The following is a 17,364-nucleotide window of genomic DNA, read 5'->3' as shown; positions in this document are numbered from 1 at the left end:
CAAATCCATGCTCAGTTCTGCTCGGGTATTGACCAATCTCGCGGAGCGGCGCACGATTCCGGCATCGAAAATGACGAGTTTTGACGAGAGGCTGCGCACGTGGACGACGAAAGGCCCGATGTGCTGCTGACCGGGCTGCTCTTCTACGACCTCGTCCTCACGGGGCTGGGAAAGCCGCCGACGGCGGGCGAGGAGATCTGGACGGCCGGCATGGGCTGCGGCCCCGGCGGCATCGCGAACCTCGCGGTTGCCGCGGCCCGCTTCGGCCTGCGCACCTCGCTGGCCACGGTCTTCGGGGACGACTTCTACGGCGAGTACTGCCGGGACGTCCTGTGCGACCAGGAGGACATCGACCTCTCGCTGTCCCGCACCGCGGACGGCTGGCCCACCCCCGTCACCGTCTCGCTGGCCACCGGCCACGACCGGGCGCTCGTCACCCACGGCCAGGAGCCCCCGTACTCGCAGGACACGCTGATGGGCGACCCGCCCGAGGCGCGCACGGCGCTCGTGCACATCGAGGCCGAGCCGCGCGAGTGGATCGCCAAGGCAGCCGCGAACGGCACCCACGTCTACGCCGACGTCGGCTGGGACCCCACCCAGGAGTGGTCCCGCGACCTGCTCGACCAGCTCGCCCTGTGCCACGCCTTCCTCCCCAACGAGACCGAGGCGATGGCCTACACCCGCACCGACACCGCGGTCGCGGCCCTCGGTACGCTCGCGGAGCTGGTGCCGGTGGCCGTCGTCACCCGCGGCGGGGACGGCGCGGTGGCCGTCGACCAGACCACCGGCGAGTACGCGGAGGTCCCGGCCCTCCCCGTGGACGTCCTGGACGCGACGGGCGCCGGGGACGTGTTCGGAGCGAGCTTCGTCGCGGCCTCCCTCGGCGGCTGGCCGCTGGCCGAGCGGTTGCGCTTCGCGGTCCTCGCGGCCGGGCTGTCCGTCCGGCACCACGGTGGCGCCCTCGCGGCCCCCGGCTGGTACGGCGTCGACCGCTGGTGGCGCTCCCTGACCGACCCCGGCCTGAAGACGGCGTACGGCTTCCTCGCCGACCGCCTGCCGGCGGACGTGGGCTCCCCGGTGCACCACGCCCCCGTCACCCCGCCCGCCCGGCCCCACTGACCCCACCAGATCCACCGCCCAACGCCCCCACAGCCCAACGCCCCTCAGTACCACGAACAGGAACAACAGGAGTGACCCGTGGACCTTTCACGTAGAGGCTTCCTCCAGGCCGCCGCACTCACCGCGGCCGCGTCCGGACTGACCGTCGCCTGCGGCGGCGGCTCGGGGTCGGGCGGCACCAAGAACGGCAAGAACCTCACCCTGTGGTACTGGGGCGGTGCGCTCAGCGACAAGGTGGTCGCGGAGGCCAAGACGCACTTCAGCAGCGCGGTCACGCTGACCGCCTCGTCCATCGGCGGCGACTTCAAGCAGAAGCTCACCACCACCCTCGCCGCGGGCTCCTCCGTGCCCGACATCACCGGCATCAAGGGCGAGGACATCGCGTCGTTCCTGCCGAACGCCTCCCGCTTCCTCGACCTGAACGACCTGGGCTTCAAGAAGATCTCCTCCCAGTACCTGGGCTGGAAGACCAAGCTCGCCCAGACCACCGACGGCAAGCAGATCGGCTTCCCGATCGACATCGGCCCCACCGCGCTCTTCTACCGCGAGGACCTGTTCGCCAAGGCCGGAATCGCCACCGACCCCGACAAGGTCGCCGCCCTGGTCAAGACCTGGGACGACTACTTCACGCTCGGCACCGAGCTGCAGAAGAAGAACCCCGGCACCTTCCTGGTCAACAACATCAGCTCCGTCTTCAACATCGCGGTCGGCCAGGGCACCCAGCGGTTCATCGACAAGAACAACCACTTCATCGGCGACCAGGACCACATCCGCAGCGCGTGGACCACGGCCGTGCGGCCCTACACCCTGGGCATCGACGCCAAGATCAACGACAACAGCTGGAACGCCGCGGTCGGCAAGAACCTCCTCACCGAGCTCGGTGCGGCCTGGCACGCGCTGGACATCGAGCAGGCCGCGCCCCAGACCAAGGGCAAGTGGCGGGTCTGCGCGAACCCGGTGGGACCGGCCAACCAGGGCGGCTCCTACCTGGCGCTGCCCAAGCAGTGCCGGAACCCCGAGGAAGCCTTCAAGATCATCAGCTGGATCCTCAGCCCCGCCAACGACGCCCGTGGCTTCACCGACGCCGCCATCTTCCCGGCCGCACCGGCCGCGTACGCCATGCCGGCCATGACCGGCCCGGACGCCTTCTTCGGCGGCCAGAAGATCATCGAGGTCTTCGGTCCGGCCGCCAAGGCGATACCGGACAGCTACGAGGCCCCGGCCGACGCGGCCGTCATGGCCCCCTACATGACGGAGCTGACCAACATCGAGGCCAAGGGCAAGAAGCCCGACGACGCCTGGAACGACGCGGTCAGCCAGGCCAAGCAGATCGCCCGGCGGCAGGGGGTGAACTGAGGTGACGTCACCTCCGGTCACCGGTCCCGCCGCGGTGCCCGGGCACCGCGGCGGGCCGGGCCCGGCCCGGTTCCGCCCGCGGCGCGCCACGCCCGCGGGCACCACCGCCCGGCCCAGGGGGCGCGGGCCGCTGTCGTACTGGCGGCAGTACCTGGCGATCTCGCCCTTCTACCTGATCTTCGCCGCCTTCTCCTTCTTCCCCGTCTTCTACTCGCTGTACCTGGCCTTCCAGCGCTGGGACGGCATGGGCACCATGCAGTTCGTGGGCCTGCAGCAGTTCAGGTTCCTGTGGGACGACCCGGTCTTCTGGCTGTCGATCCGCAACACCCTGGTGATCTGGGTGCTGTCCACGGTGCCCACCCTCTTCGGCGCCCTGATGCTGGCGACGCTGCTGCACTCGGTGCGCCGCTTCAAGGGCTTCTACCGCATCGCCCTCTACGTGCCGAACGTCACCTCCATCGTCGCGGTGGCGATCTTCTTCGGCGCGGTGTTCAGCAACAACTTCGGTCTGGTCAACGCGATCCTGGGCACGGTCGGCATCTCGCCGGTGCCGTGGCTGAGCAACCCGTGGCTGATCAAGGTGGTCATCGCGCTGCTGATGACCTGGATGTGGACCGGCTACAACATGATCATCTACCTGGCCGGTCTCCAGGCGATCCCGGCCTCGATCTACGAGGCGGCGAAGGTCGACGGCGCCGGCCCGGTCCGCACCTTCTTCCAGATCACCGTCCCGATCATGCGGCCGATCATCCTGTTCACCGTCGTCATCTCGACGATCAACGGTCTGCAGAGCTTCAGCGAACCCCAGGTCCTGTTCGCCAGCAACGCCGCCAACGCCAACCTCGGCGGCCCGGGACAGGCCGGTCTGACCACGCTGCTGTACTTCTACCAGTCGGCCTTCCTCAACAACGACTACGGCTACGGCGCGGCCATCGTCTGGGCCTTCTTCCTGCTGATCATCGTCCTCGTCGCCGTCAACTGGCGCATCACCCAACGAGGGAGGAAGCCGTGACCGCGGCCGACACCACGCGGCCGGCCCCGCGCGCGAGGCGGCTGCGCCGCCCCAAGGGCCTGACCGCGCACATCATCCTCATGGCGGCCGTCCTGCTCTCGGTCTTCCCCTTCGTGTGGACGATCGTCATGGCGACCAACACCACCCAGGACATCTACAAGAGCCCGCCGAAGTTCACCCCCGGCTCCCACCTGCTGGAGAACATCCGGCATGTGCTGAACACCATCGACTTCTTCGGGTCGATGCTCAACACGCTCGTCGTCGCGTGCGTCACCACCGTCCTGGTGCTGTTCGTCGACTCGCTGGCGGCGTTCACCTTCGCCAAGTTCGACTTCCCCGGCCGCAAGCTGCTCTTCGGAACACTGCTGCTGTTCATGATGCTGCCGCTGCAGCTGGCGATCCTGCCGCAGTTCATCCTCATGTCCAAGATCGGCTGGGTCGGTACGCTCCAGGCGCTGGTGCCGCCCGCGCTGGCCAACGCCTTCGGCATCTTCTGGCTGCGCCAGTACATCGAGAACGGTGTGCCCGACGAACTCCTCGACGCCGCGCGCATCGACGGCGCCGGGTTCTTCCGCCAGTACTGGAACATCGCGCTGCCGATGATCCGGCCCGCGCTGTCCTTCCTCGCCATCTACGCCTTCGTCGGCGCCTGGAACGACTACGTCTGGCCGCTCGTCGTGCTCACCAACCCCGACCACGTGACCCTCCAGGTGGAGCTCGCCCAGCTCAACGTCGGCCACACCACCGACTACAGCATGGTCATGGCCGGTGTCCTGATGGCGGCTCTTCCGCTGGTGCTGGTCTTCGCCGTCTTCGCCCGCGGATTCATCGCGGGCGCCACCGAAGGCGCGGTGCAGGGCACCTGATCCGCGCGGGCCGGCCCGGCCCGCGCGCCACGCGCGAGACAGAGGGAGGGATCCGGTGACGGACGCCGACGCCGAGCGGACGCAGGGAGCGGAGGGTAAGGGGCCCTCCGCCCGCCTGCCGTTCGCCCGGCGCCGTGCCATGCCCGCCGGCCCGGACGGCGCCGCGCGTGACAGGGTTCTCGTGGTGGGCATGGACGGGCTGCGCCCCGACCGGCTGCCCCTGCCCCGGCCATCGGCGGGGGGCACCCCCGGCCCGCTTCGCTCGCCGTCCCACGCCCCCGTCCTGCACGGCCTGCTGACCTCGGGCGCCCACGGCACCAGCCTGCTGCCGTACGGCGAGGCCGACGGCCAGGCCGAGGGCGGGCCGTCGACCAGCATGGCCTACACCGACTCCGGCCCCGGCTGGTCGAGTGTGCTGACCGGGGTGTGGCCGGACCGCCACGGGGTGACCGGCAACGACTTCCACGGCGCCGACTACGCCCGCCACCCCGACTTCCTCACCCGCGCGGTCGCCGCCCGCCCCGGACTGCGCACCGCCACCGTGGTCTCCTGGCCGGAGCTGGTCCACCGCGGCACCCTCGGCCCCGCCATCGGCAGCCGGATCCACTACGACGGCGAGAGCGACGGCTACGCCACCGCGGACGACCTCGTCGCGCGCGCCGCCGTACGCCGGCTCGCCGAACACGACCCGGACCTGCTGTTCGTCTACTTCGGCGGCACCGACGAGGCCGGCCACGCCACCGGCCCGCTCTCCACCGCCTACGACGCCGCCCTCCTCGCCCAGGACACCCACCTCGGACGGCTGCTGGCGGCGATCGGCGCCCGGCGCTCCGACGAGCGGTGGACCGTACTGGTCACCACCGACCACGGACACCTCGACACCGGCGGACACGGCGGCGACACGCGCGCCGAACGAGAGGTCTTCGTCATCCTCGCCGAGCCCGGCACACCCGGCACACCCGGCGGCACCCTGCTCGACACCCCCCGCCTCGTCGACATCGCCCCCACCGTCCTGGACCGGCTCGGCATCCCCGTCGACCCCGCCTGGGGCTGGGAAGGACGCGTCCTGCCCAGGCCCGCCACGTCACCCACCTCACCAGACACGTCACCCCCGTCACCAGAAAAGGGAGCCGTCCGCCGATGAACGATCCGTCGATCCCCGGGCCCCGGCCCGCCGATCCCCTGATCGCCCTCCGCCCCTGGGAGGCACCCGAGGTGACCTCCTGGGGACGGCTCCCCATGAACGCCGTCGACCGGCGCACCGGAGCGCTCCCCCTGGACGGCGACTGGCGTTTCCAGTTGCTGCCGGCTCCGGACGCGCCGGTCGGCGGCTCCTGGTCCACGGCGCACGTCCCCGGCGCCTGGACCGTGCAGGACACCGACGACCTGCCGCAGTACACGAACGTCACCATGCCGTTCCGGGAGTTCCCGCCGTACTCCCCCGCCACCAGTCCGACCGGGGTCTACGAGCGCGAGGTGGACGTCCCCGCGCAGTGGGCCGGCCGGCGGATCGTGCTCCAGGTCGGCGCCGCCGAGAGCGTGCTCCTCGTGCACGTGGACGGGCGGCCGGTGGGCGTCTCCAAGGACTCGCACCTGGCCGCCGAGTTCGACCTGACCGGTGCCGTCCGCCCCGGCGAGCGGTCGGTCCTCAGGCTCACCGTCGTCAAGTGGTCGGACGCCTCGCACATCGAGGACCAGGACCACTGGTGGCACGGCGGGATCACCCGCTCGGTGCTGCTCCACGCGACCGACCCGTTCCGGCTCGCGGACGTGACCGTGCGGGCGCGGCGCGACGGCGAGCTGCGCGTGGACTGCCAGGTCCGGAACGCGGCCGGGGACGGGACACTGCCCGGGGGCTGGTACGTCACCGGCGAACTCGACGGTGAACTCCTCGCCCAGGACGCCGAGTTCGACCGGCTCAACATCGAGGACGACCGGGTCTCCGACTTCCTCGGCGAGGCCCGCATCCACGCCACCGTGCCCGGCGTGCGCACCTGGAACGCGGAACAGCCCGAGCTGTACGGGCTGACCGTCCGGCTGCACCGCGCCGACGGCACGGTCGCCGACACGTCGTACCACCGCGTCGGCTTCCGGGACGTCGAGATCTCGGGCCGGGACCTGCTCGTCAACGGCGAGCGGGTCTTCATCCGGGGCGTCAACCGGCACGACTTCCACCCCCTCACCGGGCGGACGGTGACGTACGACGACATGCGTGCCGACCTGGTGCTGCTGAAGCGGTTCGGGTTCAACGCGATCCGCACCTCGCACTACCCGAACGACCCGGCCCTCTACGATCTCGCCGACGAGCTGGGCTTCTACGTCGTGGACGAGGCGGACATCGAGTCCCACGACCACGCCCACGAGATCGCCGACGACCCGCGCTACCTGAACGCCTTCGTGGACCGGGTCGCGCGCATGGTGCTGCGCGACAAGAACCACCCCTCGATCATCATCTGGTCGCTGGGCAACGAGTCCGACTACGGCGCCAACCACGACGCGGCGGCGGGCTGGGTGCGGCGGCACGACCCGACCCGGCCGGTCCAGTACGAGGGGGCCGCCAAGCGCGGCTGGGCGGCCCCGGACGTGGCCTCCGACATCGCCTGCCCGATGTACGCGCCGCTGGAGGACTGCGTGGCGCACGCCCTGTCCGGTGAGCAGACCAAGCCGTTGATCCAGTGCGAGTACTCGCACGCCATGGGCAACAGCAACGGCACGCTGGCCGACCACTGGGCCGCCATCGAGTCAACTCCGGGGCTTCAGGGCGGGTTCATCTGGGAGTTCTGGGACCACGGAATCCTCCAGCGGGTGAGCGACGGAAGACCGGTCGGGCGCGCGGGCGCCGGACTGTATGACAACGGTGTCGCCGCGCCCGGCCACCGCTGGGCGTACGGCGGCGACTTCGGCGAGGCCCTGCACGACGGGGCGTTCGTCGCGGACGGGGTCGTCTTTCCCGACCGCACCCCGAAGCCCGCGATGTTCGAGCACAGGGAGATCGCGGCACCGGTCCGCATCCGGTGCTTCCGGCACGAGGGCATCGTGCTCGCCAACCACCAGCACTTCCGGGGCTTCGACTGGCTGACCGGCACCTGGGAGCTGGCGCTGGCCGACGGCCGTACCCTGTCCGGCCCGGCCGAGCTGCCCGAGCTGTGCCCCGGCGAGACGGCGGTCGTACCGCTGCCGTTCGAGGTGCCGGCGGACGGCGGTGAGGCGTGGCTGACGCTGCGGGTGACGGTCGCCGAGGACCAGGCGTGGGCGCCGGCCGGTACGGAGATCTGCGCGCCGCAGATCCGGATCCGGGCGGCGGACCCGCTCGGGCCGCCGGTGCCTGCTGGGTCTGCCGTCGAGGTGGACGGTGAGGGGCTGCTGCTGCACCCGCTGCTGACGGCCGCGCCCGCGCTGTCGCTGTGGCGGGCACCCACCGACAACGACGAGCTGGGCGGGATGGCGCTGCGCTGGCGCGCCTGGGGCCTGGACCAGCTGGTGCGCAAGGTGGTCTCGGTACGCCGGGACGGCGACCAGGTGACGGTGCTCGCGGAGTACGCCGGCACGGTCGGGGTCGTACGGCACCGGCAGGAGTTCACACCGGTCGAGGGCGGGGTCCGGATCGACGAGTCGGCCGAGCTGCCGGAGGAGTTCGCGGACGTGGCCCGGGTCGGCTCGGTCTTCGAGACGGTCGGCGGGCTCGATCTGCTGGAGTGGTTCGGTCAGGGTCCCTGGGAGTCGTACCCCGACCGCGCCGCCGGAGCCCCGGTCGGACACCACTCGCTGCCCGTCGACGAGCTGTTCACCCCCTATCTGCGGCCCCAGGAGAGCGGGGGCCGGCACGGCGTCCGGCGGTTCACGCTGTCGGCGCCGGACGCCACCGGACTCGCGGTCGAACTGGACGGGCCCCGCCAGGTCTCCGTCAGCCGCTACCGCGCCGCGGACCTCACCGCCGTCACGCACCACGACGAACTCGTGCCGCGGGCCGGCTGTGTGGTCCACATCGACGCCGCACACCGAGGCCTCGGCACGGCGTCGTGCGGTCCCGACACCTTCCCCTCCTACCTCGTCGCACCGGGCGTCCACCGCTGGAGCTGGACCCTGCGCGTCCTCTGACATCCCCCCACGCCCTTCGCCGTCACTTCTGCTTACCCACGGAGCACTCGTGTGTACTTCGCATGACCACATCCAGGGCGAGGCCGCACAGGCCGGAGCCGGAAGACGCAACTTCCTCAGGGCCACCGCGCTGCTCGGCGCCGCCGCCACCGCCGGGGTCGCCCTGCCGGCCGTCGCCGAGGCGTCCGCCGGCTCCGGCCGGCGGCCCGATCCGGAGAGCCGGCGCTTCACCCTCGCGGTGATGCCCGACACCCAGTACCTCTTCGACGGGCCGAACATCGACCCGGCGCCGATCGAGGCGTCGCTGCGGTACCTGCTGGACCAGGCCGAGGAGGACAACATCGTCTTCCTGTCCCACCTGGGCGACCTGACCCAGAACGGGGCCGTCGAGGAGTTCACCGCGATCAGCAGGGCTTTCGGGATCCTCGACCGGCGCCAGGTCGGCTACAGCGTGCTGGCCGGCAACCACGACATCAGGTCGTCCACGGACGACCAGCGTGGCGCGACGCCGTACCTGGACGCGTTCGGCCCGCAGCGTTTCAAGGACAAGCCGACGTTCGGCGGGGCCTCTTCGGACGGCTACAACACCTACCACCTGTTCAGGGCGGCCGGGCGCGAGTGGCTCGTGCTGGCGCTGGACTGGCGGCTGTCGGCCAAGGGCTACGCCTGGGCGAAGGACGTCATCGCCGCCCACCCGAAGGCGCCGGTCATCCTCACCACGCACGAACTGGTCGTGGACGACGACGAGTTGTCGCCGTACGGACAGCAGCTGTGGGACCAGCTGATCGACGAGCACGACCAGATCTTCCTCACCCTGAACGGCCACTACTGGCCGTCCGGCCGCGCGACCCGCAAGAACGCCGCCGGCAACGAGGTGCACCTGCACCTGACGAACTACCAGAACCGCTACTTCGGCGGCGCGGCGATGATCCGCCTCTACCACTTCGACCTGGACCGCGACGTCATCGACGTGGAGACGGTCTCGCCGTGGATCCTCGGCCGGGCCAGGAAGGGCCTCAACGAGCTGGAGCGCCAGGAGATGGAGCTGAGCGGCGACGCGGACCGCTTCTCCGTCGACATCGACTTCGCGGACCGCTTCGCCGGCTTCGCCCCGGTGCCGGTCCGCCCGGCGCGGCCCGCGTCGCAGATGCTGGTCCGGGGCACGGCCGCCTACTGGCGGTTCGACTCGGCCGTCTCGGGCACCGTCCGTGACCTGTCCGGCAACGGCAACGACCTCACCGTGGTCCCGGTGGGCGGCGGCACCCTCGGCTGGTCGGCGGACCACCACCCGGACCAGCCGGGCCACGGCAGCCTGGAGTTCACGGGTTACAAGTCCCCGCTGAAGGGCGCGTACCTGCGGACGGTCGACGGCGCCCCGCTCAACTCGGCGACCTTCGAGGACGGTTACACCATCGAGGCGTTCTACCGGCTGCCCGCCGACTGGGACCCGGACCACAACGCCTGGTCGGGCCTGGTGAGCCGCACCGGCACCGGCGGCGACGCCGGCAAGACCGCCGACGACCCGGACGAGCCGCTGGCCACCCTCTCGCTGTCCAACGACCGCGAGCCGCAGTGGGCGATGCGCCCGCTCAACCAGCAGGGCATCGCGACCAACTGGGGCCAGGAGACGCCGCTGGAGACCTGGTGGCACCTGGCGGTCGTCAACGACGGCCGGCACACCACCCTCTATGTCGAGGGCTGCCCGGTGGTCCGCAACCCGAAGGCCGCCGCCACCGGCATCACCTCCGCCCAACTGCCCTGGCTGCTCGGCGGCTACGAGTACGCCCACAAGATCGACCAGATCCTGTACGGCCGTCTCGGCGACGTCCGCATCGTCTCGCGGGCCCTGCCCGTCTCCTCCTTCATGACCCACTGACCCCCGTGACGAGGATCATCTTCATGACCGAGCAGCAGCTGCCCACCTGGGCCGATCCCTCCGTCTCCACCGCGGAGCTCGACGCCCAGGGCATGTCGAGACGTGGACTCCTGCGCCGTGCGGGCCTGTTCGGCGCCGCGTTCGCGCTCGGGTCGGCCGCGACCCCCGCGTTCGCCGCCACCGGCCGGGGCCTGGGCGGCGAGGACCCCCGCCTCGCCTACCTCGTCGGCGACCACCACGTCCACTCCGTGTACAGCCACGACGCCAAGTACACGTTCTCCCAGCAGGCCCAGGCCGCCGCCAGGTACGGCCTGGACTGGATGGTGTTCAACGAGCACTCCAACTTCGGGCACGCCTACTACGGCGCGAAGATGGAGCACGCGGAGATCCTCAGGGCACGGGCCGAGAACCCGCGCCAGCTGATCTTCCAGGGCCTGGAGTGGTACATCCCGGCCGCCGAGCACTGCACCGTGTTCGCCGCGCCCGGCCCGCACGAGACGGATCTGCTCACGCAGTTCGAGCTGGCCTACGACGGCAAGCTCCTCGGCTACACCGAGGGGTCGGCGGGTGCGGCCGACACCGCCCGCAACGAGGCGCACGCGGTCAAGGCCATCCAGTGGCTGGCCGAGCAGCGCCGCACGGGCTATGTCGACGACGTCCTCGTCCTCGCCAACCACCCGCTGCGCCTCGGCATCGACTCCCCGCACGAGATGCGCAACTGGCGGGACGCAGGGTGGGGTGGCGGGAATGACGAGGCCGCCGAGATCATGATCGGCATGGAGGGCGCGCCCGGCGCCCAGGGTGCCGCGATCCCCGGCTGGCGCGGGGCCACCTCGATCCGCGGTGAGTACGAGAACAAGCCGTCCGCGCAGTCCTGGTCCGGTTACCCGGCGGACGCGTACCTGACGTACGGCGGCTTCGACTGGGCCACCGCGACGGTCGGCGGTCTGTGGGACGCGATGTTGTCCGAGGGACGCCTGTTCACCATCACCACCAACTCCGACAACCACCGCACGGTCTTCGACACCTGGAAGAACGGCGACTGGCCGGCGGGGCAGAACTTCGACAACACCGGCAAGCTGCCCGACCCGGTGAACACCGACACACCGCAGCCCGGCAGCGACTTCTGGCCCGGCGAGTTCAGCCGGACCCACGTCGGCGTCACCCGCTACGGCTACCGCGCGGTGATGGCGGGCCTGCGGGCGGGCCGGGTCTGGCTGGACCACGGGCACCTGCTCGACGGCCTGGACGTCCGGCTGAAGCGGGACTGCGACCACGGCGCCGGTGTCACGCTGGGCGGCCGGCTGCGCGTCCGCAAGGGCGAGCGGATCACCCTGAACGTGACGGTGACGACCGCTTCCCGGGTCAACGCCGAGGGAATCCTCCCCCAGTTGGCCAACGTCGACGTGATCCGGGGCGCGGTGCGCGGTCCGGTCGCCGACCGCGACACCTGGCAGGCGCCCGACACCAGGGTCGTGCAGTCGAAGGACGTGTCCGGCCGCAAGGGCACGTACACGCTGCGGATCCCGCTCACCGCGGGCGACGAGTCGTTCTACGTCCGGCTGCGCGGCAGCGACGGCAAGCGCAACGGCACGGGCTACCTGGGCGCGGCGATCGACCCGCACGGCCCGATCCCGCACGAGCCGGGCAACGGAGACCCGTGGGCGGACACGTGGTTCTACTCGAACCCGATCTTCGTGGACGTGGTGAACTGAGCTGAGCTGAGCGCCCCGAAGGGGCGCGGGGAACTGCGCGACCAGCCACGACGGTCCCGTAGTTCCCCACCTCAGCAGCCCGGGAACTCGGCCCCCCGGGCGAAGCCCTACGCGTAGAACCGCGACAGGCTCTGCAGCACCGCGGCGGGCTTGGTCCCGCCGTCGATCTCGATCGTCCCGTCGACGGCGATCTGCACCCCGCCCGGCACGTCCTCGACCTCCGCCAGCCTCGCGACCAGCCGGATGCGCGAGCCCACCTTCACCGGGGCGGGGAAACGCACCTTGTTGAGGCCGTAGTTGACCTTCGTGGTGACGCCCTGGACGTCCAGCAGCTCCGTGAACAGGGGGATGAACAGCGACAGGGTGAGGTAGCCGTGGGCGATGGGGGCGCCGAAGGGGCCCTCGGCCGCCCGCTCGGGGTCGACGTGGATCCACTGGTGGTCGCCGGTCGCGTCGGCGAAGGTGTCGATGCGGTCCTGGGTGACCTCGATCCACTCGCTGGTGCCCAGGTCGCTGCCCGCGAGCTTCTTCAGTTCGTCGAGGCCGTTGACGGTGACGGTCATGTGGCTGTCCTTAGTTCAGAAGATCAGGAGTCGGTGCCGTAGCGCTTGCGCACCCGGGACTTGAGGAGCTTTCCGGAGGCGGTGCGCGGGAGTTCGTCGGCGAGCACCACCGATTTGGGGAGCTTGTACTTGGCGAGCCGGCCGGAGAGCGAGGCCAGGACCTCGTCGGGGTCGAGGACGGCGCCTTCGCGGGGCACGATCACCGCGCGCGGCACCTCGCCCCACTTGTCGTCCGGTACGCCGATCACCGCGCACTCGGCGATGCCGGGGTGGGCGAGGAGCAGGTCCTCGATCTCGGCGGGGTAGATGTTCTCGCCCCCGGAGATGATCATGTCCTTGAGCCGGTCGACGATGAAGACGTAGCCGTCCTCGTCGACCCGGGCCGCGTCCCCGCTGCGGAACCAGCCGTCCGCGAAGGAGGCCGCGGTCTCCTCCGGCAGTCCCCAGTAGCCGGGCATGACGTGGGGTCCGCGGACGATGACCTCGCCGGTCTCGCCGACGTCGACCGGGGCCAGGTCGGGCCGTACGACCCGCACGTCGCTGAAGAAGTGCGGTACGCCGGCCGAGCCCGCCTTGCCGATCGCGTGCTCGGCGTCGAGGAACAGGGTGCCGGGGGACGCCTCCGTCATGCCGTAGCCCTGGAGGAAGGTCAGGCCCCGCTCCTGGTACGCGGCGATCAGCGGTGTCGAGACCGGGGAGCCGCCGCAGGTCAGGATGCGGAGGGAGGACAGGTCCGCGCCGCCCCAGCGCGGATGCCGGGCCACCTGCTCGAACATCGTCGGAACCCCGAACATGAAGGTGATCCGGTGCTGTTCGATCAGGTCGAGGGTCGAGGCCGGGTCGAAGGCCTCTACCAGGACACAGGTGCCGCCCTTGAGGAGGACCGGCAGGGTGAGCATGTTCAGGCCCGCGGTGTGGAACAACGGGGCCGAGACCAGGGCGCGTTCGTCGGCGATCAGGTCGGTGTCGACCAGGACGTTGAGCGCGTTCCAGGTGAGGTTGCCGTGCGTGAGCATCGCACCCTTGGGGCGGCCGGTCGTCCCCGAGGTGTACATGATGATGCAGGTGTCGTCGGGGGCGACCGGTTCGTCGATCGGGTCCTCGGCCGCCGCGGCCAGCAACTCCTCGTACTCGGGGCCCACTTCGACATACGTCCGGACGTCACTGGTGCCGGGCAGGCCCGCGACCAGACCGGCGTGCGAGGGGCCGTAGAGGAGGGCCTTGGCGCCGGAGTCGGCGAGCTGGTAGGCGATCTCGGGGCCGGCCAGGCGGGTGTTGAGCGGCACGAAGACCGCGCCGAGGGTGCCGGCCGCGAACAGGGTCTCCAGGTAGGCGGGGTGGTTCGGGCCGAGGTAGCCGATGCGGTCGCCGCGGCGGACTCCCCGGGCGCGCAGGGCGTGGGCCAGGCGGGTGGTGCGTGCGTACAGGGTGCGGTAGTCGGCCGACTGCTCGCCGAACACCAAAGCCGTGCGGTGCGGGGTCTTGCGGGCCCGGCGTGCGGGCCACGAGCCCAGTCCCTCGTTGCGCATCTGCGGCCCCTTATGGCGTGGTCAGCCCGAGCAGGCGGGCGGCGTTCTCCTTGAGGATCTTCGGCCGGACCTCGTCCTTGATCGGCAGCTTCTCGAAGTCGGCGAGCCACCGGTCGGGGGTGAGGACGGGGAAGTCGGAGCCGAACAGCACCTTGTCCTTGAGCAGCGTGTTGGCGTACTGCACCAGCTGCGGCGGGAAGTACTTCGGCGACCAGCCGGACAGGTCGATGTGCACGCCCGGCTTGTGGGTGGCGACTGCAAGGGCCTCGTCCTGCCAGGGGAAGGACGGGTGCGCCAGGATGATCTTCAGGTGCGGGAAGTCGGCCGCCACGTCGTCCACGTGGAGCGGGTTGCTGTACTTCAGCCGGATCCCGCCGCCGCCCGGGACACCGGCGCCGATGCCGGTCTGGCCGGTGTGGAAGAGGGCGATGGTGCCGGTCTCCTCGATCACCTCGTAGAGGCCGTACGCCACCGCGCGGTCGTTCGGGAAGAAGCCCTGGATGCTGGGGTGGAACTTGAAGCCCTTCACCCCGTACTCCTCGACCAGGCGGCGGGCCTGCCTGATGCCGGCCCGGCCGCGGAAGGGGTCGACGGAGGCGAAGGGGATGAGCACGTCGGAGTTGGCGGCCGCGGCCTCGGCGACCTCCTCGTTGGGGACGGGCGCGGTGCCGGTCGCGGACTCGGCGTCCACCGTGAAGATCACGGCGGCCATGTTCCGCTCCCGGTAGTAGGCGGCCGTCTCCTCGATCGTCGGCTTCCGCTTGCCCTCGACCTTGAAGTAGGCGGCGGAGGCGTCGTGCAGGTCGTCGTCGAGGGAGGCGTGGCCCTTGGAGGAGACCTCGGCGTGCGTGTGGACGTCGATCGCCGTCAGGGATGCGATGTCCATCATGCCTCCGGAAGCTTGGGCGCCGGGATGCCGACCGTCTGGAGTTCGGCGCCGACCGAGGTGGCGAAGGTGTCGGCCAGGGTGTCGGGGGTCCAGCCGCCGTCGGCGTAGGCCGCCCTGATCTCCTGCGGATGCGACCAGAGTGCCACCTTGTCGCCGCCGATGCCGATGGCCTGGCCGGTGATCGAGCGGGCAGCCTCGGAGGCCAGGAAGGGGACGAGGGCCGCGCAGTCCTCGGCGGTGCCGAAGCCCTCGCCCTTGCGCAGGAAGTCCGGGAGCGGTTCGCCGTTCTTCATCGCCTCGATGTAGGGGGCGAAGGCGGGGATGGTCTCGGTCATCGCGGTGGCGGCCACCGGCACGATCGCGTTGACGGTGATGCCCGCCCGGCCCAGCTCCATCGACCAGGTGCGGGCCATGGCGGCGATGCCCGCCTTCGCGGCGGCGTAGTTGGTCTGGCCGAAGTTGCCACGCTGGCCGGCCGGGGAGCCGACCAGGATCAGGGTGCCGCCCTCGCCCTGCTCGCGCATCCGGACGGCGGCGGCGCGGGCGCAGGTGAAGGTGCCCTTGAGGTGGGTGGTGACGACGGCGTCGAAGTCGTCGTCGGTCATCTTCCACAGCACCTTGTCGCGCAGGATGCCCGCGTTGGTGACCAGGATGTCGAGGCGGCCGAACTCCTGGACGGCCCTGCTCACGAGCCGGTCCGCGGCCTCGGCGGTACCGACCGGGACGACCTCGGCGACGGCGGTGCCACCGGCCGCGGCGATGGACTTCACGGCCTGCTCGGCGACGGTCTCGTCGACGTCGTTGACGACCACTGAGGCGCCGTGGGCGGCCAGGGCGTGGGCGTAGGCGAGGCCGAGGCCCCGGCCGCTGCCGGTGACGACGGCGGCCTTGCCGGTGAGATCGATGGTGGGCACGGTCGGTCCCTTCACAGAGGACGGTGGTGGCCCCCGGGGGCCACCTGCGGCTTCGAGATCGAAGCTAAGAGCAATAATTGTTGACGTCAATAGTTGTTGTCATCCCATGGGTGCCTCATGCTGGAATCTGCGCGACAGACCGCCCCGCCGCCGGGGCCCGTAGCAGGGAGACCGCCATCACCCGCCAGCACACCGAGAACCCGACCTCGATCGACGCGGACGAGCCGTGGATGCGCGGGCTGCACGCGGACACGGGTTACCTGCTGTACCGCCTGGGCCTGCGCTCGGGGCAGCTCTTCAACACGTTCCTGCAGGAGTCCGGGGTGCGGCTGCGCCACTACGCGGTGCTGCGGTTCCTCGCCACTTCGGAGGGCTCGCTCCAGCGGGAGCTCAGCACCCGGCTCGGCTACGACCCGAGCGCGATCGTCGGCCTGGTCGACGACCTGGAGAAGCTGGGCTTCGCCGAGCGGCGCCCCTCCCCCGACGACCGCCGCAGCCGGATCGTCGTCCTGACCGACACCGGCCGGGCGTTCCTGCGGGACACCGACGAGGCGGGCCAGCGCGTGACGAACGATCTGCTGGGCCCGCTCGACCCGGCCGAGCGGGCCACGCTGCACGCCCTGCTGCTGCGCGTCGCCGACCGGCCATGACCGCCGTCGCCCGCTCGGCACCCGACCGGCTGCTGGCGGTCCTGGCCGCCTTCGACCACGGGCACACGGCGCTGAGCCTGTCCGGCATCAGCCGCCGGGCCGGGCTCTCCCTGACCACCGCGCACCGGCTGGTCGGGGCGCTCACCGCATGGGGCGCGCTGGAGCGGGACGCGGACGGCAACTACCACGTGGGGCTGCGGCTCTGGGAGCTGGCCGCGCTGGCGCCACGCGGTCTGGCGCTGCGTCAGGTCGCGCTGCCGTACCTGGAGGACCTGTACGAAGCGACGCACGAGAACGTGCAGTTGGCCGTCCGGGACGGGTCCGAGGTCGTCTACATCGAGTGGCTGTCGGGGCGTTCGGCGGTGGGCGTGCACATCCGGGTGGGCGCCCGCTGGCCACTGCACGCGACCGGGGTGGGGCTCGCCCTGCTGGCGCACGAGACGCCCGGCTTCCAGCAGGACTACTGCGCTGGCCCGTTGGCGTCCTTCACGCCCTACACCGTCACCGATCCGGCCAGGCTGCGCCGTTCGCTGGCCGAGGTCCGGCGCACCGGTGCGGCGGTGAGCAGCCGTCAGGTCACCGACGACGCGCTGTCGGTGGCGGCTCCGGTGCGCGGGGCGACGGGACAGGTGGTGGCGGCGGTCTCGGTGGTGGTGCCCGAGGCCGATGCCCAGGTGCCGGTGCTGGTCCCGGCGGTGCGGCTGGCGGCCCGCGGGATCTCCCGGGCGCTGGGCTGGCAGCCGGACCGGACGCCGGGCCAGGCCGTGTAGCGTGACC

General features: G+C 71.2%; 14 protein-coding genes. 10 read left to right on the top strand and 4 right to left on the bottom strand.

The features are described from left to right. Window positions 1-99 precede the first annotated feature (99 nt). The 8 genes from OHB00_RS42990 to OHB00_RS42955 all read left to right on the top strand — a co-directional run bounded on the left by OHB00_RS42990 (window position 100) and on the right by OHB00_RS42955 (window position 12,042). Complete coding sequence (locus OHB00_RS42990; RefSeq protein ID WP_406443315.1) at window positions 100-1,119, top strand: carbohydrate kinase family protein; 1,020 nt, start codon at window positions 100-102, stop codon at window positions 1,117-1,119. Between the two features lie 78 nt (window positions 1,120-1,197). Then, a complete protein-coding gene (locus tag OHB00_RS42985; RefSeq protein ID WP_406443313.1) occupies window positions 1,198-2,475 on the top strand; it encodes an ABC transporter substrate-binding protein in 1,278 nt (425 codons plus the stop codon). 34 nt (window positions 2,476-2,509) lie between these two features. Further along, a complete protein-coding gene (locus tag OHB00_RS42980) occupies window positions 2,510-3,487 on the top strand; it encodes a carbohydrate ABC transporter permease (RefSeq protein ID WP_406446226.1) in 978 nt (325 codons plus the stop codon). Further along, window positions 3,484-4,353 (top strand): carbohydrate ABC transporter permease, encoded by an 870-nt coding sequence (locus tag OHB00_RS42975; RefSeq protein WP_406443311.1) that lies wholly within the window; start codon window positions 3,484-3,486, stop codon window positions 4,351-4,353. Before OHB00_RS42980 ends, OHB00_RS42975 begins: the two co-directional genes overlap by 4 nt. A 139-nt stretch (window positions 4,354-4,492) precedes the next feature. Further along, a complete protein-coding gene (locus OHB00_RS42970; protein WP_406446224.1) occupies window positions 4,493-5,497 on the top strand; it encodes an alkaline phosphatase family protein in 1,005 nt (334 codons plus the stop codon). Beyond that, entirely contained in the window at window positions 5,494-8,451 is a 2,958-nt protein-coding gene (locus OHB00_RS42965) for a glycoside hydrolase family 2 TIM barrel-domain containing protein (RefSeq protein ID WP_406443310.1), read from the top strand. Before OHB00_RS42970 ends, OHB00_RS42965 begins: the two co-directional genes overlap by 4 nt. Window positions 8,452-8,500: 49 nt before the next feature. Next, on the top strand, window positions 8,501-10,327 hold the full coding sequence (locus OHB00_RS42960) for a LamG-like jellyroll fold domain-containing protein (protein ID WP_406443308.1): 1,827 nt from the start codon (window positions 8,501-8,503) through the stop codon (window positions 10,325-10,327). 23 nt (window positions 10,328-10,350) lie between these two features. Beyond that, entirely contained in the window at window positions 10,351-12,042 is a 1,692-nt protein-coding gene (locus tag OHB00_RS42955) for a histidinol-phosphatase (RefSeq protein ID WP_406443306.1), read from the top strand. A 107-nt stretch (window positions 12,043-12,149) separates the two neighbouring features. Here OHB00_RS42955 and OHB00_RS42950 read toward each other — a convergent pair whose 3' ends face one another. Genes OHB00_RS42950 through OHB00_RS42935 form a run of 4 tightly spaced genes read right to left on the bottom strand, consistent with a single transcriptional unit; the run spans window position 12,150 to window position 15,937 of the window. Next, entirely contained in the window at window positions 12,150-12,605 is a 456-nt protein-coding gene (locus OHB00_RS42950) for a MaoC family dehydratase (RefSeq protein WP_406443304.1), read from the bottom strand. A 23-nt stretch (window positions 12,606-12,628) separates the two neighbouring features. Next, window positions 12,629-14,134 carry an acyl-CoA synthetase gene (locus tag OHB00_RS42945; protein WP_406443303.1) on the bottom strand — a complete coding sequence of 502 codons (1,506 nt, stop codon included), beginning with the start codon at window positions 14,132-14,134 and terminating at the stop codon, window positions 12,629-12,631. Window positions 14,135-14,144: 10 nt separating this feature from the next. Further along, entirely contained in the window at window positions 14,145-15,020 is an 876-nt protein-coding gene (locus OHB00_RS42940) for an amidohydrolase family protein (protein WP_406446223.1), read from the bottom strand. After that, a complete protein-coding gene (locus tag OHB00_RS42935; RefSeq protein ID WP_406443301.1) occupies window positions 15,020-15,937 on the bottom strand; it encodes an SDR family NAD(P)-dependent oxidoreductase in 918 nt (305 codons plus the stop codon). The genes OHB00_RS42940 and OHB00_RS42935 overlap by 1 nt, the downstream gene beginning before the upstream one ends. A 230-nt stretch (window positions 15,938-16,167) precedes the next feature. On the opposite strand from OHB00_RS42935, the gene OHB00_RS42930 reads away from it, so the two are divergent. Both OHB00_RS42930 and OHB00_RS42925 read left to right on the top strand, forming a co-directional pair. Beyond that, entirely contained in the window at window positions 16,168-16,587 is a 420-nt protein-coding gene (locus OHB00_RS42930; protein ID WP_406446221.1) for a MarR family winged helix-turn-helix transcriptional regulator, read from the top strand. After that, window positions 16,584-17,357: an IclR family transcriptional regulator gene (locus OHB00_RS42925; RefSeq protein ID WP_406443299.1), complete on the top strand. Its 774-nt coding sequence runs from the start codon at window positions 16,584-16,586 to the stop codon at window positions 17,355-17,357. Before OHB00_RS42930 ends, OHB00_RS42925 begins: the two co-directional genes overlap by 4 nt. Window positions 17,358-17,364 lie beyond the last annotated feature (7 nt).

The organism is Streptomyces sp. NBC_00631 (assembly GCF_045206895.1).
In the GTDB taxonomy this organism is placed as follows: domain Bacteria; phylum Actinomycetota; class Actinomycetes; order Streptomycetales; family Streptomycetaceae; genus Streptomyces.
The sequence above is the reverse complement of the archived record's forward strand: the minus strand, read 5'-3'. Positions and strand labels throughout refer to the sequence as shown.